Below are 20,340 nucleotides of genomic sequence, written 5' to 3' on the forward strand. Positions count from 1 at the left end.
TGTCGTATTCTGTTTGGTTGCCCTGAATTTTAACGGGGCTTGATCGAGGTTTTATGCCAGAAGCTATGGAAGTCATAACTGATTCAGTCAACACCGACCCCGCTGCGGGCCAGTTCGTGCGTTTCCCGGATTCGCCGTTCGAGCTGTTCCAGCCCTATCCACCTGCGGGCGACCAGCCCACGGCAATTGACCAACTGGTCGAGGGCATCAACGACGGCGAGGTGTTCCAGACCCTGTTGGGCGTGACCGGCTCCGGCAAGACCTTCACCATGGCCAATGTGATTGCCCGCCTGGGTCGGCCGGCCATCGTGTTTGCGCCCAACAAGACGCTGGCCGCGCAGCTTTACAGCGAGTTCCGCGAGTTTTTCCCGAAAAACGCGGTCGAGTATTTCGTCAGCTACTACGACTACTACCAGCCTGAAGCCTATGTGCCGCAGCGCGACCTTTTCATTGAGAAGGACTCGGCCATCAACGAACACATCGAGCAGATGCGCCTGTCGGCCACCAAGAGCGTGCTGGAGCGGCGCGACACCATCATCGTCGGCACGGTCAGCGCGATTTACGGCATAGGTGCGCCTGAGGACTACACACAAATGCGGTTCATTGCGCGCATCGGCGACAAGATGGGCCAGCGCGACGTGATCGCCAGGCTGATCCGCATGCAGTACACGCGCAACGAGCAGGACTTCGCGCGCGGCACGTTCCGGGTGCGCGGGGACGTGATCGACATTTTCCCGGCCGAGCATTCCGAGCTGGCCATACGCATCGAGCTTTTCGACGACGAGATCGAGTCGCTGCAGTTGTTTGATCCACTGACAGGCCGCATACGCCAGAAAATCCCGCGTTTTGTGGTCTATCCCAAAAGCCACTACGTCACGCCACGCGACAAGGTCATGACCGCCGTGGAAACCATCAAGCTGGAGCTGTCCGAGCGGGTGGCCCAGTTCGTCGCGGACGGCAAGCTGGTGGAAGCCCAGCGCATTGAGCAGCGCACCCGGTTTGACCTGGAGATGCTCAGTGAAATCGGCCACTGCAAGGGAATCGAGAACTACACCCGTCACCTGAGCGGCTCCCCGCCGGGTTCGCCCCCTTCGACGCTGTGCGATTACCTGCCCAAGGATGCCGTGATGTTTCTCGACGAGAGCCACGTCATGATCGGTCAGCTCAACGCCATGTACAACGGCGACCGCGCACGCAAAACCACGCTGGTGGAATACGGTTTTCGCCTGCCGAGCGCGCTGGACAACCGGCCGCTCAAGTTCGAAGAGTTTGAAGCCAAGATGCGCCAGGCCGTTTTTGTCTCGGCCACACCGGCAAATTATGAGAAAGAGCACGCCGGCAAGGTGGTGGAGCAGGTGGTCAGGCCCACCGGACTGGTGGATCCGCAGGTGGAAGTGAGGCCGGCTACCCATCAGGTCGACGACGTGCTGCAGGAAATCCGCATCCGGGTCGAAAAGAATGAGCGGGTGTTGATCACCACGCTGACCAAGCGCATGGCCGAGCAGCTGACGGATTACCTGAGCGACAACGGCGTGAAGGTGCGTTATCTGCACAGCGACGTGGACACGGTCGAGCGCGTGGAAATCCTGCGCGACCTGCGGCTGGGGGCCTTTGACGTACTGGTGGGTATCAATTTGCTGCGCGAAGGGCTGGACATTCCTGAGGTGTCGCTGGTGGCCATCCTGGACGCCGACAAAGAGGGTTTCCTCCGTGCAGAGCGCAGCCTGATCCAGACCATTGGCCGGGCGGCCCGCAACCTGAACGGCCGTGCGATTTTGTATGCAGACCGCATCACGGACTCCATGAAAAAAGCCATGGACGAGACCGAACGGCGGCGCAACAAGCAGATTGCCTTCAACCTGGAGCACGGCATCACGCCGCGCAGCGTGGTCAAACGCATCCGCGATTTGATCGACGGCGTCTACAGCGAGAAATCCGGCAAGGAAGCCGAAAAAATCGAGATGCAGAAGGCGTTGGTGGAAGACATGAGCGAGAAGGATATTGCCCGCGAAATCAAGCGCCTGGAAAAGCAGATGATCGAACACGCCAAGAACCTCGAATTCGAAAAGGCCGCCCGGGTCCGGGACCAGCTGCACATCCTCAAGGAACAGGCTTTTGGTGCGCCTGGCACCGATAATGTCGTGCCGCTGACCTCTGCAGGCCAAGCCCGCGCCTAGATCCACCAGCCCCCTGGGTTCATTTAATGCACCGAAACGGTGCATTAAATGGCTCTGCCTACGGGTTAGTCCCCATGTTTGGGGCCGTCTCAGCGGGAAAAACCCTGCTTGTGTTATACTTGACGAAAACAGTCAAGAACAATACCAGAACAACAAAAGCCCCCGCGATACCGGTTGACTGACCTGGGCGGCTGGAGGAAGAGTTCCCTGTAAGCCACAAGCTTTCAGGGTGAAAACGACAGTCAAGCCATTTAAAGGAGCTTGTTATGCGCCTCACGACCAAAGGCCGCTTTGCGGTCACCGCGATGATTGATTTGGGATTGCGTCAGAACAACGGCCCGGTCACGTTGGCCGCTATCAGCCAGCGCCAGCAGATTTCCCTTTCCTACCTCGAACAGCTGTTCGGCAAACTGCGCCGTCACGAACTGGTGGAATCCACCCGTGGCCCCGGCGGCGGTTATACGCTGGGCCGCAAGGCTTCCGAGATCACCGTGGCTGACATCATCGTGTCGGTGGACGAGCCGATCGACGCCACCCAGTGTGGCGGCAAGGAAAACTGCCTGGGCGAAGGCGGCCGCTGCATGACGCACGAGCTGTGGGCTTCACTGAACAGCCGCATGGTGGAGTTCCTGGACTCCGTGACCCTGCAAAAACTGGTGGAAGACCAGCTCGCCAAGGGCGTGGTGATCGAGAATACCCCGCAGGTCAAAAAAGCCATTTTCACAGCGCCGGTTGTCAAGCCGATCCGCGTGAATGCGCCGAACTCGGTCTTCGCACTGGGCAATGCATTTTCCAAATCCTGATGGAGCGATGCCGGGCGTCTGCCCGGCTTCATCCCTTTGTGACCCGATTGCATTGACTTCATTGATCGCGCTGCCAGCCAGCCTGTGAATTTAAAGAGCTAGCCACATGGACACCCCTCACTTTCCCATCTACATGGACTACAGCGCCACGAATCCCTGCGACCCGCGGGTAGTGGACGCCATGATTCCCTGGTTGCGCGAGCATTTCGGCAACCCCGCTTCGCGCAGCCATGCCTGGGGCTGGGAAGCAGAAGCCGCCGTCGAGAAAGCGCGTGAGCAGATCGCCGACCTGATTGGCGCCGACCCGCGCGAAATCGTCTGGACCAGTGGCGCAACCGAGTCCAACAATTTGGCTCTGAAGGGTGCGGCCCATTTCTACAAGACCAAGGGCAAGCACATCATCACGGTCAAGACCGAGCACAAGGCCGTGCTGGACACCTGCCGCGAACTGGAACGCCAGGGTTTTGAAGTGACTTACATGGACGTGCAAGCCGACGGCCTGCTCGACCTGGAGGCGTTCAAGGCCGCTATCCGCCCCGACACGATTCTGGTTAGCGTCATGTTCGTCAACAACGAAATCGGCGTAATTCAGGACATCCCGGCCATTGGTGCGCTGTGCCGTGAAAAAGGCATCATCTTCCATGTCGATGCCGCGCAAGCTACCGGCCGTGTTGATATCGACCTGGCGACCTTGCCGGTCGACCTGATGAGCCTGACCTCGCACAAGACCTATGGCCCCAAGGGCATTGGCGCCTTGTATGTGCGCCGCAAGCCACGCGTTCGCCTTGAAGCACAAATGCACGGTGGCGGCCATGAGCGCGGCATGCGTTCGGGCACCTTGCCCACGCACCAGTGCGTCGGCATGGGCGAGGCCTACCGCATCGCCAAGGCCGAGATGCATGAAGAGAACAAGCGCATCCTGGCCCTGCATGAGCGCATGCTCAACGGGCTCAAGGATGTGGAAGAAGTGTTCCTCAACGGCCATGCAGACAAGCGCGTGCCGCACAACCTGAACATGAGCTTTAACTTCGTCGAAGGCGAGTCGCTGATCATGGGCATCAAGGGTCTGGCCGTGTCCAGCGGCTCGGCCTGCACGTCGGCCAGCCTGGAGCCCAGCTATGTGCTGCGCGCCCTGGGCCGCAGCGACGAACTGGCGCACAGTAGCCTTCGCATGACGATTGGCCGCTGGAGCACCGAAGAAGAAATTGACTACGCGGTCGCCACCATCAAGGAAAACGTGGCCAAACTGCGCGAACTGTCTCCCCTGTGGGAGATGTTCAAGGATGGCGTGGATCTGTCCACCATCCAGTGGGCCGCCCACTAAGGCCGGCCCGCAATTCAAGACAGCTTAAAGAGGTAAACAAAATGGCATACAGCGAAAAAGTGGTAGACCACTACGAAAACCCCCGCAACGTTGGCTCCTTTGAAAAGGGCGACGAATCGGTAGGCACCGGCATGGTTGGTGCACCGGCCTGCGGCGACGTGATGAAGCTGCAAATCAAGGTCAACCCGGTGACGGGCGTGATTGAGGACGCACGTTTCAAGACCTACGGCTGCGGCTCCGCGATTGCTTCCAGTTCGCTCGTGACCGAGTGGGTCAAGGGCAAGACGCTGGACGAAGCGGCAAGCATCAAGAACAGCGCGATCGCTGAAGAGCTGGCGCTGCCGCCTGTGAAGATTCACTGCTCCATCCTGGCGGAAGACGCCATCAAGGCCGCCGTGAACGATTACAAGCAAAAGCACACGCACTGATCAACGCATCACCCGTCACCTGTTTTTTTCGAGTGATTTAAATGTCCGTTACCCTCACTGACGCTGCAGCCCGACACGTGACCCGCTACATGACCAAGCGCGGCAAGGGTGTGGGCGTTCGCCTTGGCGTGAAGACCACCGGCTGCTCCGGCCTGGCTTACAAGCTGGAATATGCCGACGAGATCGCACCGGAAGATGTCGTGTTTGAAGACAACGGCGTCAAGGTGCTGGTCGACCCGAAAAGCATGGCCTACATCGACGGCACCAAGCTGGACTTTGTGCGTGAAGGCCTGAACGAAGGCTTCAAGTTCATCAACCCCAACGAGCGTGATCGTTGCGGCTGTGGCGAAAGTTTCCGGGTTTGACGGGCGAGCGGTCGATCGCGTGCTGCACCCTTACTGAAGCCGCCTCCACTGATTGTGCTGGCGGCTTTTTCTCGGCATGAATCTCCAATCCAACGACTTCGAGCTTTTCGGTGTTCCCCAGCGCTTCGCGCAGGATCGCGCGACGCTTGACGCGCGCTGGAAGGATTTGCAGCGCGAAGCGCATCCTGACAAATTCGCGGCTCAGGGTACGGCCGCCCAGCGTGTGGCCATGCAGTGGTCGGTGCGCATCAACGAGGCCTACCAGCGGCTGAAAGACCCGCTCAAGAGGGCGAGCTATTTGTGTGAGCTGAACGGTGCGCCCATTAACGCCGAAAACAACACCGCCATGCCGCACGACTTCCTGATGCAGCAGATGCAGTGGCGCGAAGCGCTCGACGATGCCGAAACAACTGAAGATTTTGAAGAAATAGCCTCCCAAGCCACAGCTGACGAGCGCAAGCAGCTATCAAAAATAGAGCAACTGCTGGACGTGGACAAGGACTTTCCTGCCGCAGCCCAGCAGGTCAGAAGCCTTATGTTTATTGAGCGCTTTGCCAGTGAGGTTGATGCACGCATCGACCAGCTGGGACAATAAAGCATTACAGAAAAAGTACGACAACCGCGCATGGCACTCCTGCAAATTTCCGAACCCGGCCAGACGCCCGACCCGCACCAGCGACGCGTCGCGGTGGGGATTGACTTGGGCACCACACATTCGCTGGTCGCCAGCGTGCGCAGTGGTGTGTCTGAATGCCTGCCCGATGAGCAGGGGCGGGTGCTGCTGCCCAGCGTGGTGCGCTACCTTGAGGACGACAAGCGCCAAATCGGCTATGAAGCCCTGGCCGCGCAGGTGGAAGATCCGCGCAACACCATCTCTTCTGTCAAGCGTCTGATGGGCCGCGGCATTGACGACATCGGCAGCCGCGCTCAGTTGCCATACGAGTTGAACGACAAGCCGGGCATGGTCACGCTGCAGACTGTCGCCGGCGAGAAAAGCCCGGTCGAGATCAGCGCGGAGATTCTGGCCACGCTGCGTTACCGCGCCGAAGACACTTTTAATGACGATATTTATGGCGCCGTAATCACGGTGCCGGCCTACTTTGACGACGCCCAGCGTCAGGCCACCAAAGACGCTGCGCAACTGGCTGGCCTCAATGTATTGCGCCTGCTTAATGAGCCCACGGCCGCTGCCATTGCCTATGGGCTGGACAACGCCAGTGAAGGCGTTTACGCCGTCTATGACCTTGGCGGTGGCACTTTCGATATTTCCATACTGCGTTTGACCCAAGGCGTCTTCGAGGTGGTGGCCACGGGCGGCGATTCCGCGCTTGGTGGCGACGATTACGATCGCGMGCTGGTCGACTGGGTGCTGGCCAAGGCGGGCCTTGCAGCGGATGCGCTCACTCCGTCTGACAAGGCGGCACTGCAGCGCACTGCGCGCAATTGCAAGGAGGCGCTTTCAGCTGCCAACCCTGTGCCTTTTTCGGTGCAACTGGCCAAAGCCCTCGTCAACTTCGAAATGAAGGCGGAAGATTTTGAAACCGCTACCGCCCACCTGACCCAGCGTACCCTGGCGGCCGTTCGCAAGGCACTGCGCGATGCCAAGCTGGCGAAGGAAGATATTCAGGGCGCAGTGCTGGTAGGTGGCTCCACACGCATGCCGCAGGTGCGCAAGGCGGTTGCCAGTTTCTTCGGGCGCGAGCCGCTGGTTAATCTCAACCCCGATGAAGTGGTGGCGCTGGGTGCGGCCATTTCCGCCAACCAGCTCGCTGGCAACAACACTGGCGCCGACCTGCTGCTGCTCGACGTGATCCCGCTGTCGCTGGGCATAGAGACCATGGGCGGGCTGGTTGAGCGCATCGTGCCGCGCAACCAGACCATCCCCACGGCGATGGCGCAGGACTTCACCACCTACCAGGACGGCCAGACCGCGCTGGCGCTGCATGTGGTGCAGGGCGAACGCGACCTGGTGGCCGACTGCCGCAGTCTTGCCCGTTTCGAGCTGCGCGGCATTCCGCCCATGGTGGCGGGCGCTGCCCGTATCCGCGTGACGTTTACCGTCGATGCCGACGGCCTGCTTAGCGTGAATGCGAAAGAGCAGGTCAGCGGTGTCGAGGCGCGCATCGACGTGAAGCCCTCCTATGGCCTGTCGGACGACGATATTGCGCGCATGCTGCAAGACAGCTTCTCGACCGCCCAGCAAGACATGCAGGCTCGCGCACTGGCCGAGGCCCAGGTCGATGCCGATCGAATGATTCTGGCTGCGCAAAGCGCGCTGGCGGCGGATGCCGACTTGCTGAGCCCCAATGAGCGGGCGCAGATCGACAGCCTGATCGTCGGTCTTGCCGACATGCGTGCCCACGGTGATGCGGCCGCAATCGAAGCAGCCACCCAGGCGCTGGCCAAAGGCACCGAAGGCTTTGCCGCCCAGCGCATGAACAGGGGCATCAAGCAAGCCCTGGCCGGAAAAAACATCGAGGCGGTCTGAACCGACTGACAACCATGCCCATCATCAAAATACTGCCTCATCCCGAATACTGCCCACAGGGCGCTGAAATCAGTGCGCCGGCCGGCACCTCGATTTGCGAGGCTCTGCTCGACAACAAGATCAACATCGAGCACGCCTGCGACCTCAGTTGCGCCTGCACGACCTGCCACGTCATCGTGCGCGAAGGCTTCAAATCGCTGAACGAGCTCGACGAGAGCGAAGAAGACCTGCTGGATCGCGCCTGGGGCCTGGAGCCCAATTCGCGCCTGAGTTGCCAGGCCTTCCTTGCCCAGTCGGATGTGACGGTGGAGATACCCAAATACTCCATCAACCATGCAAAGGAGAATCATTAGCCCCCACGCTTGCCACTGCGTGTGCTGCGCTGCCCCCCGAGGGGGCGCATTTTTCCTAGGGGCGGCCCGGCGGAAAAACATCCACTGACCCAGCACAGCGATAATCCAGCCATGCGCCAAATCGTTCTTGACACCGAAACCACCGGTCTTTCCGCTGAAAATGGCGACCGCATCATTGAAATCGGATGTGTGGAACTGGTGGCCCGCAAGCTCACCGGCAACAACCGCCACTTCTACCTGAACCCCGAGCGCGACAGCCACGAAGACGCGCTCAAGGTTCACGGCATCAGCAACGAGTTCCTGAAAGACAAACCCAAGTTCTCGGCCGTGGCCGACGAACTGCTGGAATACCTGCAGGACGCCGAGATCATCATCCACAACGCGCCTTTCGATGTGAGCTTCCTCAACAAGGAGCTTGAACTCATCGGCAGGCCGCCCATCAAGCATTGTGTGGCCAAGGTCACCGACAGCCTGATGATGGCCAAGGAGCTGTTCCCGGGCAAACGCAACTCGCTGGACGCCTTGTGCGACCGGCTCGAGGTTGATAATTCGGGCCGGACCTTGCATGGCGCCTTGCTGGACGCCGAACTTCTGGCCGACGTCTACATCAATCTGACACGTGGCCAGAATGCGCTGGTGATGGATGTAGGGGACAGCGCCCGGGAAGGCGATAGTGACGTACCCCAGATTGATCTCAGCACCTTTGACCTGCCGCTGTTGGCCGCCAACGACCAGGAGATCGCCGACCATGAAAAGCTGCTGGTGGATATTGACAAGGCCAGCAAGGGTAAAACGGTTTGGCGTGTTTTAGCGGCGTAAGCCATAAAGCTGTTCGAAACAGCATATAATCTTAGGCTGACCAATAGGGCGGTTAGCTCAGGGGTAGAGCACTGCATTCACACTGCAGGGGTCGCAAGTTCGAAACTTGCACCGCCCACCAGAATTTGAAGAACAAAAAAGGCCAAGTCTTGCGACTTGGCCTTTTTTCATTTCGGCGCCGTAAGCACCGATAAGCGCCGTTTTTCGCCGTCGGGCCTAGAGCACTTCGCTCGCGAAATCAGCCAGCCGCGAGCGTTCACCGCGCGCCAGCGTGATGTGCCCGCCGTGCGGCCAGCCCTTGAAGCGGTCGACGGCAAAGGTCATGCCCGATGAGCCTTCGGTCAGGTACGGTGTGTCGATCTGCGCCAGGTTGCCCATGCAGATGATCTTGGTGCCCGGACCGGCCCGCGTGATCAGCGTTTTCATCTGCTTCGGCGTCAGGTTTTGCGCTTCGTCGATGATGACGTACTTGTTCAGGAAGGTTCGGCCGCGCATGAAATTCATGCTTTTCACCTTGATGCGCGAGCGGATTAGTTCGTTGGTAGCGGCTCGGCCCCATTCGCCCGAGCCGCTGTCGGTTTTGCCCAGCACTTCCAGGTTGTCGTCCAGTGCGCCCATCCAGGGGCCCATTTTTTCCTCTTCGGTGCCCGGCAGGAAACCGATGTCCTCGCCAACACTCACGGTGGCGCGCGTCATGATGATTTCCGTGTAGCGACGGTCATCCAGCACCTGCGTGAGGCCGCTGGCCAGCGCCATCAGCGTCTTGCCCGTGCCTGCCGTGCCAGCCAGCGTGACGAAGTCCACTTCGGGGTCCATCAGCAGGTTCATCGCGAAGTTTTGCTCGCGGTTGCGTGTGGTGACGCCCCAGACGGCGTTTTTGAGGTGGTTGTAGTCCTTGAGGGTCTTCAGAACGGCGGTTTTCGCCCGGATTTCCGTCACGCGGGCATACAGCGGGGGTTCGCCGGGGGCCTCAAAAAACACAAACTGGTTGATCAGCAGGCTGCCCACTATGGGGCCCGTGATGCGGTAGAAGGTGTGGCTGCCTTGCTGCCAGCTTTCGACGGTTTTGCTCTGGCGCGTCCAGAAGTCAGCCGGCAGGGCCAGCGAGCCCGAATACAGCAGGTCGCCGTCTTCCAGTGTTTTGTCGTTCTGGTAGTCGTCTGTGGCCAGGCCCAGGGCGCGGGCCTTGACGCGCATGTTGATGTCCTTGGACACCAGAACCACCTCGCGCGGCGCGTATTCCTTGCGCAAGGCCTCGACCACGCCCAGGATCTGGTTGTCGGCCTTGCCCTGCGGCAGGCTCATGGGCAGGGTGTAATCCAGCGGTTTGGTCTGGAAAAACAGGCAGCCACCAGCTTCAGGGTGACCGGTGGTGTCCAGTTTCAGGCCTTTGGCAATGTCAGCGCCCTGGGTGCCTGCCAGCGCGTCCAGCGTCCGGCTGGTCTGGCGGGCGTTGCGCGCCACCTCGGTCATGCCCTTTTTGTGGCCGTCGAGCTCTTCAAGCACGATCATGGGCAGGAAGATGTCGTGCTCCTCAAACCGGAACAGGCACATTGGGTCGTGCATCAACACATTGGTGTCGAGCACGAACAATTTGGTGGGGCCAGTGCGTTTGGCCTTTTTGGGCTTGGCAGCCGGCTGCGGCAGTGGAATGCTCTCTTTTTTATAGCTGCTTGCGCTCGTCCTTGAAGGGTTGGCAGGCTCTTTTCCTTGAAACGCTGACGGATGCTGGCTGCCATCCCCTGCTGCGCGGCTGTCAAACAGGTCCATCACCGGGGGTTTCTGGGCGGATTCGGCACTTTCCGTCTTGCGTGCTTTGGAGGGCGAGCGAGCGGGCGCGTCAAGCGCGTCGGGGGAGAGCAGGGCGGCACGTTTGGTCGGGGCAGGGGGCAGGGGCATAGTGCTTAAAACTCTCTAAAAAAGAAGGGTTCCAGAAGCGAAAAAGCCGCCTTGAAACCAGGGCGGCTTGTTCTTTTGGCGCAGTTGCGAAGGTCAACAGCATGAGTTCATTATGCACAACTCGCGTGACAGGGCAATCCTTTGCAATTCTTTGTTGCTAACTGGCGTCAGGGCTGTTTCAGGCAGCCTTTTTGAGCGCCTTGACGGCCTTGAGCACGTCGTCCACGTGGCCGGGCACCTTCAGGCCGCGCCACTCTTCTTTCAGCTGACCGTCGGCGCCCACCAGGAAGGTACTGCGCTCGATGCCCTTGACCTTCTTGCCGTACATGATCTTGTTTTTGACCACACCGAACATGTGGCACATTTTTTCTTCGGTGTCCGCAATCAGTTCGAACGGGAGTTCAAGCTTGGACTTGAACTCGTCGTGGGACTTCATATTGTCGCGGGACACGCCGAACACGGTTGCGCCGGCCTTGACGAAGTCCTTATAGCGGTCACGGAACTGCATGGCTTCCGTGGTGCAACCCGGTGTGTTGTCCTTGGGATAGAAGTACAGCACAACGACTTTGCCGAGGTGGGATGTGTTGGAAACCTTGATGCCGCTTGTGGCGATCGCTTCAAATTCGGGGAGTGGTTTATTGACGACGACTGCCATACTGAGTAGACCCTGACGAAAGTAGTTGTAATTAGCCGCGCCTTTTGGCAACCGGCCCGGGACGTGAGTCCTGGATGTGGTGCCAAGTGCAACCCTAGATTTTACCCTGAAAGAGAGGGCATTTCAGCCTTCTGTTCCTTCTGTTTCAATCAGCAGGGCAGCAATTACCTGCCGGCCTTCTCCCGCGAGGATGTTGTAGGTGCGGCATGCCGCCAATGTGTCCATGGTCTCAATGCCGATGCGGCGCTCCATCAGCGTGCGCAGGAAGGCCGGAGGCGGAAAGCGCAACCGGGAGCCGCTGCCAAAAATCACGAGTTCAGGCTGCGTCGCGGAAAGCAGGGTGAAATGCTCTGCCGTGAGTTGCTCAAAACGCGTGCAGTTCCAGTCAAACTTCTCGCCCCTTGAGCCAATCACGATGCTGTGTTCGATTTTCTCCGCGACACCATTGCTTCCCAGGCCGACCCAGCCTGGACCGTAGCCAAGGATGGACTGAACATCGAGACGGTCTGGCTGAAGTTTCATACGGGATTATTTGGGCGTTTCGATGGTGCGGAGGGCGCCGATGCACGGGGCGGTTTGACGGGTTTTAGAGGCGAAAACCCTCTTTTATGTGGTCAAATTATAGATTCCGCCCGAATTTCCCGCCGCAGTGCTGACGCTTCTTCCCCGTTGCCAGCATGGTGGGCCTCGAGGCCTTGCCCACATACCGATAAAACCGCATGAAACCGATCACCAAATCTGCCAAGCTGGCCAATGTCCTTTATGACATCCGCGGTCCGATCATGGATGCCGCCAAGCAGATGGAAGAAGAAGGCCAAAAGCTCATCAAGCTCAATATTGGTAATCTGGCGGTGTTTGGTTTTGATGCGCCCGAAGAAGTCCAGCAGGACATGATCCGCAACCTGCCTGCCTCGGCCGGTTATTCGGACAGCAAGGGCATTTTCGCGGCGCGCAAGGCCGTGATGCACGAAACCCAGAAGCAGGGCATCAAGGGCGTGACGCTGGACGACATTTACCTCGGTAACGGCGCGAGCGAACTGATCTCGATGGCCACCAACGCATTGCTCGACGACGGCGACGAGCTGCTGCTGCCGGCGCCAGACTACCCGCTGTGGACGGCTTCCACCAGCCTCTCGGGCGGCACGCCGGTGCATTACCGGTGTGATGAAAGCAATGGCTGGATGCCCAATCTGGATGATATCCGCGCCAGGATCACGCCAAAGACCAAGGCCATCGCGGTCATCAACCCCAACAACCCGACGGGCGCGCTGTATTCAGACGACCTCCTCAAGGGCATCGTTGCCATTGCACGCGAGCACGGCCTGGTCATTCTCGCGGACGAGGTTTATGACAAGGTGCTGTACGACGGTGTGAAGCACACGGCCATCGCCAGCCTGTCGACTGACGTGCTCACGGTGACCTTCAATTCGCTTTCCAAGAGCTACCGCTCATGTGGCTACCGCGCCGGCTGGATGGTGGTGTCCGGCCCCAAGAAGCAGGCGCAGGACTACATCGAAGGCCTGAACATGCTGGCCAACATGAAACTGTGCTCCAACGTGCCCGGCCAGTGGGCCATCCAGACTGCGCTGGGCGGCTACCAGAGCATCAACGACCTGACCTGCGAAGGCGGGCGCTTGCGCCGCCAGCGCGACCTGGCCTATGAGCTGATCACCGCCATTCCGGGCGTGAGCTGCGTCAAGCCCAGCGCTGCGCTCTACATGTTTCCCCGTCTCGATCCCAAGGTCTACCCAATCAAGGACGATCGCCAGTTTTTCCTGGAGCTCCTCAAGGAGACCAAGGTCATGCTGGTGCAGGGCACGGGATTTAACTGGCCCGAGCCGGACCACTTTCGCATCGTCTTCCTGCCGCATGAGGAAGACCTGCGCGAAGCCATTGGCCGCATTGCGAAGTTCCTCGAGAACTACCGCAACAACCGAACTTGACCCTGCATTCGGCCCCATTCCTTTTCCTCGCTCTTTTGGGGGCAGGACTCCAAGATCAACGTAAAGCAAGACCTCAGCGACTATGAAACCGACGAATTTGAGCCCGATCCGGGTAGGCCTTCTGGGCATTGGCACCGTGGGCAGCGGCACCTATAACGTACTGCAGCGCAACCAGGAAGAAATCCGCCGCCGCGCCGGCCGCGGTATTGAGATCACCATGGTGGCCGACCTCGACGTGGCGCGCGCCAAAGCCGCGGTGGGCGCGGGTGTGCAGGTGGTCGACGACGCCCGCAAGGTCGTGGCCAGCCCCGACGTCGATATCGTGATCGAGCTCATTGGCGGCTATGGCATCGCCAAACAGCTGGTGCTCGAAGCCATCGAAGCCGGCAAGCACGTAGTCACCGCCAACAAGGCGCTGTTGGCTGTGCACGGAACCGAGATTTTTGCGGCGGCCCACCGCAAGGGCGTGATGGTGGCGTTTGAAGCGGCCGTGGCCGGCGGCATCCCCATCATCAAGGCTTTGCGCGAAGGCCTCACCGCCAACAGCATCCAGTGGATCGCCGGCATCATCAACGGCACTACCAATTTCATCCTGTCCGAAATGCGCGACAAGGGCCTGGACTTCGACGTCGTGCTGAAAGAAGCGCAGCGCCTGGGCTACGCCGAAGCCGACCCCACCTTCGACATCGAAGGCGTGGACGCCGGCCACAAGGTCACGCTGATGTCAGCCATTGCTTTCGGCATCCCGGTGCAGTTCGACAAGGCCTACGTTGAGGGCATCACGGGTCTCGCCGCACAAGACATCCGCTATGCCGAGCAGCTTGGCTACCGCATCAAGCTGCTGGGCATCACCAAGCGCGCCGCCAACGGCATCGAGCTGCGCGTGCATCCCAGCCTGGTGCCGGCCAAACGTTTGATCGCCAACGTTGAAGGCGCGATGAACGCCGTGGTGGTGCAGGGCGACGCCGTCGGCACCACGCTGTACTACGGCAAGGGCGCGGGCAGCGAGCCCACCGCCAGCGCCGTGATCGCCGACCTGGTGGACATTGCCCGCCTGCACACCGCAGACCCAGAACACCGCGTGCCGCACCTGGCTTTCCAGCCCGACGCGATGAGCGATTTGCCCGTGGTGCCCATGTCCGAAGTTGTCACCAGCTACTACCTGCGCCTGAAAGTCGCCGACGAAGCCGGCGTGCTGGCCAAGGTCACGGGGATCCTGGCCGGCGCGGGCATCAGCATTGATGCGGTGCTGCAGCGCGAAGCTGATGAAGTGGGCGGTGAGGGTTCCACGCACACCGACCTCATCATCCTCACGCACGAGTGCGTGGAAGCAAAGATGAACGAAGCCCTGGCGCAAATGCAGGCGCTGCCCACGGTGCTGGCGCCCATCACGCGCATCCGCAAGGAGGAGCTGGCCTGATGTTGTACATCTCCACTCGCGGCCACGCCGACCGCAAGCGTTTTTGTGAAATCCTGCTCGAAGGTCTCGCGCCTGATGGCGGCCTCTACTTGCCCGAGCAATATCCGCAGGTGGATGCTGCCACGCTGCAGAAGTGGCGCAGCCTGTCTTACGCTGAACTGGCGTTCGAGGTTCTTTCGCTCTACGTCGACGACATTCCCGCCGCCGACCTCAAAGCCATCTGCAACAAGACCTACACCGAAGAGGTGTTCGGCACAAAAGCCATCGTTCCGCTGAAAAAGCTTGAAGACGGCCTCTACCTCGAAGCCCTGTCCAACGGCCCCACGCTGGCCTTCAAGGACATGGCCATGCAGCTGCTGGGCAACCTGTTCGAATACGAACTGGCACGCCGCGGTGAAGAGCTCAACATCCTGGGCGCCACCAGCGGCGACACCGGCAGCGCGGCCGAATACGCCATGCGCGGCAAAAAGGGCGTGCGCGTTTTCATGACTTCGCCCAACGGCCGCATGAGCCCTTTCCAGCAGGCGCAAATGTTCAGCCTGCAGGATGAAAACATCCACAATATCGCGGTTGACGGCGTGTTCGATGACTGCCAGGACATCGTCAAGGCCGTGTCCAACGACCTGGCGTTCAAGCGCCAGTACAAGATCGGCACGGTCAACTCGATCAACTGGGCGCGGCTGATGGCGCAGGTTGTGTACTACTTCGCCGGTTATTTCCAGGCCACGAGCAACAACACCGAGAAGGTCAACTTCACGGTCCCTTCAGGCAACTTCGGCAATGTCTGCGCTGGCCACGTCGCCCGCATGATGGGCCTGCCCATAGCCAAGCTGGTGGTGGCCACCAACGAAAACGACGTGCTCGACGAGTTCTTCCGCACCGGCGTTTACCGCGTGCGCAGCAGCGCCGACACACACGAAACCTCCAGCCCGTCCATGGACATTTCCAAGGCTTCGAACTTCGAGCGCTTTGTGTTTGACCTGCTGGGCCGTGACGGCGCCAAGACCAAAGCCTTGTTCCATGACCAGCTCGGCAGCCAGGGCTACTTTGACCTGAGCGCGGAGGCAGCCTTCAAGTCGGCCGCGCAGCGCTACGGTTTTGTGAGCGGCAAGAGCACCCATGCCGACCGGCTGGCCACCATCCGCGACACCTACAAACGCTTCGGCACCATGATCGACACCCACACCGCCGACGGCGTGAAGGTGGCGCGCGAGCAGTTGCAACCCGGTGTGCCCATGATCGTGCTGGAGACTGCGCTTCCCATCAAGTTCGCGGCGACCATTGAAGAAGCCCTGGGCCAATTGCCCACGCGGCCGGCGAAGTTCGAAGGCATTGAGGCCTTGCCGAAACGCGTCAAGGTGCTGCCGGCCGATGCAGCCGTGATCAAACGCTACATTGCCGACAATGTGCATTAAATCGGGCTGTAGCCCATATCTGACTTGCGCAAGCAGCTATATTTTTAATAGCGGCCTGGGCGTCTTCCGGCCTTTCTTTCTGTGAGAGCGACATCATGAACGTGGTCGGATTTGCCGGGTATTCCGGTTCGGGCAAGACGACACTGGTCGAAAAGCTGATCCCGGCACTGAAGGCCAGAGGCCTGCGCGTGTCGGTGGTCAAGCATGCGCACCACAAGTTCGACATTGACCATCCCGGCAAAGACACTTTCCGGCATCGCCAGGCCGGTGCCTTTGAAGTGGTCGTGGCCTCGCCAAACCGGCTTGCGCTGATGCGTGAATTTGAAAAGCCGTCCGAGCTCACCGTTCACCAGCTGATCGCCGAGCTGTATGGCGGCGTGGACTGGGTGCTGGTAGAGGGCTTCAAGAGCAGCGACCTGCTCAAGATCGAAGTCTGGCGTGCGCCTTCGGCCGACTACGCCGGCAAGCCCCCGCTCTACCCGGACGACGACTTCATCGTCGCCGTCGCCACGGATGCACCCGGCAAGCTGCCCCAAGCAACCTTGCGCCCGGTGCTGGATTTGGACGACGCCGACGCCGTGGCGGAGTACCTGGTCAACAATCAGGAACGCTTCGCCTATTCGTTTGAAGACCGTTTCGGTTAAACATTCGCCAAAGCAGGCTTTTTTCGTTCCGTTCATGTTTTTGTTCCGGACACCCCGACCATGAGTTCTGTTTCCTCCGCGCCCGCCGGCCCGGCGCTTGCGCCGCAGCCCGGCCGGGCCCCCTTGAAGCCGCTGGACCAGGCGCTGGCCGAGTTGCTGGGCCGCGCGGCATTGCTGCCCGGTGCCGAGACGGTTTCCACCTTCGATGCCGACGGCCGGGTGCTGGCCCAGGACCTGGTGTCCAGCCTCGATGTGCCGGCACACGACAACAGTTCCATGGACGGCTATGCGGTGCGTGTTGCCGACTGGTCGGCCGATGCGGTGCTGCAGGTCAACCAGCGCATTCCGGCCGGCAGCAGCGGCCACATGCTCGCGCCAGCCTCTGCGGCGCGCATTTTCACCGGCGCCCCCATTCCGCCGGGCGCCGACGCGGTGGTCATGCAGGAAGACTGCGAGACGGTCAACGCCGGCAGCGAAAGCCAGGCCGGCGTGCGCATTCAGACAACGCCCAGGGCTGGCCAGTGGATTCGCCGTCGGGGCGAAGACGTCGCTGCCGGCGCCGTGGTGCTGCACCGTGGCGAGCGCCTGACGCCGGCCTCGCTTGGTCTTGCCGCCAGCATCGGCTTCGACAGATTGCAGGTGGCGCCCCGGGTGCGCGTCGCCCTGTTTTCCACGGGCGACGAACTTGTCATGCCTGGCGAGGTTGCACCCGCCGACATGAAGCCCGGCGCCATCTACAACTCCAACCGTTTCTTTTTGCGTGCGCTGCTGCTGCGCCTGGGCTGTACGGTCACTGACCTGGGCATCGTGCCCGACCGCCTGGACGCCACCATCGCCGCGCTCAAGGGCGCCAGCGAGCAGCACGACCTGATCCTCACCAGCGGTGGCGTGTCGGTGGGCGAAGAAGACCATATCAAGCCTGCCGTGCAGGCGCTGGGCGAACTGGCGCTCTGGCAGATCGCCATGAAGCCGGGCAAGCCCTTCGCCTACGGCAAGATTGCAGGCTCCCACTTCATCGGCCTGCCTGGCAACCCGGTGTCCAGTTTTGTGACCTTCCTGGTCCTGGTGCGGCCCTTCCTGCTCAAGTTGCAAGGGGCTGTGCAAACCGCCGTCAGCCCGATTGCGGCGCCGGCCCATTTCAATTGGCCCAAAGCCGACAAGCGCCGTGAATTCCTGCGCGTCAAGCGCAACGCGTCCGGCGGGCTGGAACTGTTCACCAACCAGAGTTCCGGCGTGCTGACCTCGGCGGTCTGGGGCGACGGCGTGATCGACAACCCGGCAGGCCAGACCATCGCGCACGGGGACGTGGTGCAGTTCCTTCCGTTTTCAGCCTTGATGTCGTGAGGGCATTCCCGGTAAGACCTTTATGAAAATCACCGTCAAATACTTTGCCTCGATCCGCGAAGCCATAGGGCAGGGCAGCGAGTTGCGCGACACTTCTGCCGCTACGCTGGCCGCGCTGCGCGATGAGTTGCTGGCGGCCACGCCCGCGCACGCTGCAGCGCTTGCGCGCGGCAAATCGGTGCGCATGGCGCTCAACCAGGTCATGAGCGATGAGTCGGCTGTACTCAGCGAGGGCTGCGAAGTCGCCTTCTTTCCCCCCGTCACCGGCGGTTGATTCACTCACTCTCGGCGGCTCAAACCACCAGCGCATCCAGCTTCACAAGCCGCTCCACCAGCGCCGCAGACGCGCGCGTCATCGGGCTGCGCAACTCGTCACTCAGCAAACTCTGTCGCGCCAGCAATGCCTTGAGCGGGCCCGGATTGGGTTCTGCAAACAGGGCTTCAATCAGCGGCGGCAGCGGTCTCCACAAAGCCTCGGCCCCAGCTACGTCACCCGCTCGAAGGCACTGAACAATTTCCGCAAATCGCGACGTATGCAAATGCGCCGCTGCCGCGATAGCGCCCCGGCCGCCTGCTGCCACAGTCGCGAAGATGTTCGCATCCTCACCGGCCAACACCTGCAATTGCCCATCGGCGATCAGTGCCCGCGTTTTTGCCGGGTCACCCCCGCAATCCTTGACGGCCTGTATGCGCGGGTGCGCCGCCAGCGCCCGGATGGTCTCAAGCGCCATCTGGCTGCCCGTGCGGTAGGGGATGTCGTAAAGCACCACCGGCACCGCGCTGGCATCGGCCAGGGTGGTAAACCACTCGACCAGGCCCGCCTGCGAGGGCCGGATATAGCTGGGCGCCGGCAGCAAGATGCCCGCGAGGTTCAGTGGGCTCAAAGCACGAACGCGCGCCACTGTTTTGCCCAGGTGATAGCCCGACAAGCCCATGATCACCGGCAGGTCGGGGGCTTCTGCCATCACGGTTTGCAGCACCTCTAGTTGCTCTTCATCGCTGAGCGCGGCAGCTTCACCCGTAGAGCCGCATACCACCAGCCCGGCGATGCCGCTGGCCCGGTAATGCGCCACCAGGCGTTTTAAAGCGGGGTAGTCGACCTTGTCCTGGTCAAACGGGGTAACAAGCGGGATCCACAGTCCCGAGAAATCGTGAGTTGCCTGAGTGGCTTGATTTGCCTGATCGGCATTGAGCACTGTTTGCATGAATACACATCCCAAAAAACTGACCGGCTAAAAAGGCCGTCATCAGAACAAGAGAAGGTGTCCGCAAAAGACTCTGAAAAAGTAACCGGCGGCTCCATCGCTCATTCGACGACGGAACCGCAGCCCCGGTCAAATGAGCAACGGTTTTTTCGATTTGCTGGCGCACGCCTCAAAGCCGCGGGCGCTGTCGTGCGTCCGGTTGGCAAGAAGGTGAATGTGGCCAGTCATGCAGCCATATTACTTGAGGGGCCGGGCTGTGGCACTGTTTCGGCGTTGAATATGCACCGGCCTGGTTGGCCCAGTGGCAAAATTGCCACTATGGCCCAGTCTCCCCCCCGCGTCCTCATCACCACCGACGACTTCAACCTCGCCGATGAAGTTGCCGCGCTGCGCGCAAACGACAAGCGCGTCGGCGCCGTCTGCACCTTCACCGGCACGGTTCGGGACCGCAATATGGCCCCCACGCCCGGCACTGGCGTGTCCTCGCTGCCCCCCGAGGGGGCTGAACTTGCTCGGGGCGGCCCTTCGCTGCGTTCGTCGGCCGGCGCGGGAGAAGTACTTTCCATGGAGCTCGAACACTACCCCGGCATGACCGAAAAAGCCATCGAAGCCATGATCGATGAGGCGATGTCGCGTTTTGATATTTTTGGCGCCCGCGTCATCCACCGCGTCGGCCTGCTGCAGCCGCTGGACCAGGTGGTGATGGTGGCCGTAGTGTCAGCCCATCGCGGCGAAAGCTTTAAGGCCTGCGAATTCCTGATGGACTACCTGAAAACACAGGCGCCGTTCTGGAAGAAAGAAGAAACGCCGGAAGGCGCCCGCTGGGTGGATGCCCGCGTCACCGACGATGCGGCGCTGGCCAAATGGGGAATTTCGGCCCGAAACGCTTAGCCCCGCAATTTTCTGATTTCTCTGGAAGGTATTTATGTTTCGTTGTTACAGAGTTCTATCGCTGTTTATCTGCTTCATAGGCTTGGCTGGTTGTGCAAGCAATATCACGCGACAAACACCCGATGTGCAGACCAGGCGGGTAAGCAGCGCCGAAGTTGTGTGGGTCA

General features: G+C 60.6%; 20 protein-coding genes and 1 tRNA gene. 17 read left to right on the forward strand and 4 right to left on the reverse strand.

Features of this window, described 5'->3' with window-relative positions; all coding sequences use genetic code 11:
• Positions 1 to 53 precede the first annotated feature (53 nt).
• From uvrB to AC1DZE_RS07720, 10 genes are all read left to right on the forward strand, one after another.
• Complete coding sequence (gene uvrB / locus AC1DZE_RS07675; RefSeq protein ID WP_477669131.1) at positions 54 to 2,177, forward strand: excinuclease ABC subunit UvrB; 2,124 nt, start codon at positions 54 to 56, stop codon at positions 2,175 to 2,177.
• A 266-nt stretch (positions 2,178 to 2,443) separates the two neighbouring features.
• Positions 2,444 to 2,980, forward strand: a complete 537-nt coding sequence (gene iscR / locus AC1DZE_RS07680) for a Fe-S cluster assembly transcriptional regulator IscR (protein WP_457280416.1) — start codon at positions 2,444 to 2,446, stop codon at positions 2,978 to 2,980.
• A 106-nt stretch (positions 2,981 to 3,086) separates the two neighbouring features.
• Positions 3,087 to 4,304 carry an IscS subfamily cysteine desulfurase gene (locus AC1DZE_RS07685; RefSeq protein WP_477669132.1) on the forward strand — a complete coding sequence of 406 codons (1,218 nt, stop codon included), beginning with the start codon at positions 3,087 to 3,089 and terminating at the stop codon, positions 4,302 to 4,304.
• 41 nt (positions 4,305 to 4,345) lie between these two features.
• On the forward strand, positions 4,346 to 4,732 hold the full coding sequence (iscU, locus tag AC1DZE_RS07690; RefSeq protein WP_122956871.1) for a Fe-S cluster assembly scaffold IscU: 387 nt from the start codon (positions 4,346 to 4,348) through the stop codon (positions 4,730 to 4,732).
• Positions 4,733 to 4,773: 41 nt separating this feature from the next.
• Positions 4,774 to 5,097 (forward strand): iron-sulfur cluster assembly protein IscA, encoded by a 324-nt coding sequence (gene iscA, locus AC1DZE_RS07695; RefSeq protein WP_074575253.1) that lies wholly within the window; start codon positions 4,774 to 4,776, stop codon positions 5,095 to 5,097.
• Between the two features lie 76 nt (positions 5,098 to 5,173).
• Positions 5,174 to 5,692 (forward strand): Fe-S protein assembly co-chaperone HscB, encoded by a 519-nt coding sequence (gene hscB, locus AC1DZE_RS07700; protein ID WP_477669133.1) that lies wholly within the window; start codon positions 5,174 to 5,176, stop codon positions 5,690 to 5,692.
• Between the two features lie 30 nt (positions 5,693 to 5,722).
• The gene (gene hscA, locus AC1DZE_RS07705; protein ID WP_477699925.1) at positions 5,723 to 7,585 is read left to right on the forward strand and encodes a Fe-S protein assembly chaperone HscA; all 1,863 of its coding nucleotides are present in this window, start codon (positions 5,723 to 5,725) and stop codon (positions 7,583 to 7,585) included.
• Positions 7,586 to 7,599: 14 nt separating this feature from the next.
• Entirely contained in the window at positions 7,600 to 7,938 is a 339-nt protein-coding gene (gene fdx, locus AC1DZE_RS07710; RefSeq protein WP_122956868.1) for an ISC system 2Fe-2S type ferredoxin, read from the forward strand.
• A gap of 111 nt (positions 7,939 to 8,049) precedes the next feature.
• Positions 8,050 to 8,757, forward strand: a complete 708-nt coding sequence (gene dnaQ, locus AC1DZE_RS07715) for a DNA polymerase III subunit epsilon (RefSeq protein WP_477699926.1) — start codon at positions 8,050 to 8,052, stop codon at positions 8,755 to 8,757.
• A 46-nt stretch (positions 8,758 to 8,803) separates the two neighbouring features.
• Positions 8,804 to 8,878 (forward strand) — tRNA-Val (locus AC1DZE_RS07720).
• A gap of 95 nt (positions 8,879 to 8,973) precedes the next feature.
• Here the strand turns inward: AC1DZE_RS07720 and AC1DZE_RS07725 are convergent.
• From AC1DZE_RS07725 to AC1DZE_RS07735, 3 genes are all read right to left on the reverse strand, one after another.
• Entirely contained in the window at positions 8,974 to 10,656 is a 1,683-nt protein-coding gene (locus AC1DZE_RS07725; RefSeq protein WP_457280422.1) for a PhoH family protein, read from the reverse strand.
• Between the two features lie 178 nt (positions 10,657 to 10,834).
• On the reverse strand, positions 10,835 to 11,311 hold the full coding sequence (locus AC1DZE_RS07730) for a peroxiredoxin (RefSeq protein ID WP_457280423.1): 477 nt from the start codon (positions 11,309 to 11,311) through the stop codon (positions 10,835 to 10,837).
• Between the two features lie 123 nt (positions 11,312 to 11,434).
• Entirely contained in the window at positions 11,435 to 11,833 is a 399-nt protein-coding gene (locus AC1DZE_RS07735) for an Mth938-like domain-containing protein (protein ID WP_457280424.1), read from the reverse strand.
• 197 nt (positions 11,834 to 12,030) lie between these two features.
• Here AC1DZE_RS07735 and AC1DZE_RS07740 point away from each other — a divergent pair, with 197 nt between their 5' ends.
• The 6 genes from AC1DZE_RS07740 to moaD all read left to right on the forward strand — a co-directional run bounded on the left by AC1DZE_RS07740 (position 12,031) and on the right by moaD (position 18,351).
• On the forward strand, positions 12,031 to 13,254 hold the full coding sequence (locus AC1DZE_RS07740; protein ID WP_457280425.1) for a pyridoxal phosphate-dependent aminotransferase: 1,224 nt from the start codon (positions 12,031 to 12,033) through the stop codon (positions 13,252 to 13,254).
• A 97-nt stretch (positions 13,255 to 13,351) separates the two neighbouring features.
• Complete coding sequence (locus AC1DZE_RS07745; RefSeq protein ID WP_477669608.1) at positions 13,352 to 14,674, forward strand: homoserine dehydrogenase; 1,323 nt, start codon at positions 13,352 to 13,354, stop codon at positions 14,672 to 14,674.
• On the forward strand, positions 14,674 to 16,089 hold the full coding sequence (gene thrC, locus AC1DZE_RS07750) for a threonine synthase (RefSeq protein WP_477699927.1): 1,416 nt from the start codon (positions 14,674 to 14,676) through the stop codon (positions 16,087 to 16,089). The genes AC1DZE_RS07745 and thrC overlap by 1 nt, the downstream gene beginning before the upstream one ends.
• 95 nt (positions 16,090 to 16,184) lie before the next feature.
• Complete coding sequence (mobB, locus tag AC1DZE_RS07755; protein WP_457280427.1) at positions 16,185 to 16,733, forward strand: molybdopterin-guanine dinucleotide biosynthesis protein B; 549 nt, start codon at positions 16,185 to 16,187, stop codon at positions 16,731 to 16,733.
• 60 nt (positions 16,734 to 16,793) lie between these two features.
• Positions 16,794 to 18,077: a molybdopterin molybdotransferase MoeA gene (locus AC1DZE_RS07760; RefSeq protein WP_477673997.1), complete on the forward strand. Its 1,284-nt coding sequence runs from the start codon at positions 16,794 to 16,796 to the stop codon at positions 18,075 to 18,077.
• A gap of 22 nt (positions 18,078 to 18,099) precedes the next feature.
• Positions 18,100 to 18,351, forward strand: coding sequence for a molybdopterin converting factor subunit 1 (moaD, locus tag AC1DZE_RS07765; RefSeq protein ID WP_457280429.1), 252 nt, complete (start codon positions 18,100 to 18,102; stop codon positions 18,349 to 18,351).
• A gap of 19 nt (positions 18,352 to 18,370) precedes the next feature.
• Here the strand turns inward: moaD and dapA are convergent, their stop codons facing one another.
• Positions 18,371 to 19,282, reverse strand: a complete 912-nt coding sequence (dapA, locus tag AC1DZE_RS07770) for a 4-hydroxy-tetrahydrodipicolinate synthase (protein ID WP_477673996.1) — start codon at positions 19,280 to 19,282, stop codon at positions 18,371 to 18,373.
• Between the two features lie 318 nt (positions 19,283 to 19,600).
• Here dapA and AC1DZE_RS07775 point away from each other — a divergent pair, with 318 nt between their 5' ends.
• Positions 19,601 to 20,173, forward strand: coding sequence for a molybdenum cofactor biosynthesis protein MoaE (locus AC1DZE_RS07775; RefSeq protein ID WP_477699928.1), 573 nt, complete (start codon positions 19,601 to 19,603; stop codon positions 20,171 to 20,173).
• Positions 20,174 to 20,340: the final 167 nt, after the last annotated feature.

It is taken from the genome of Polaromonas sp. P1_F1, assembly GCF_056405795.1.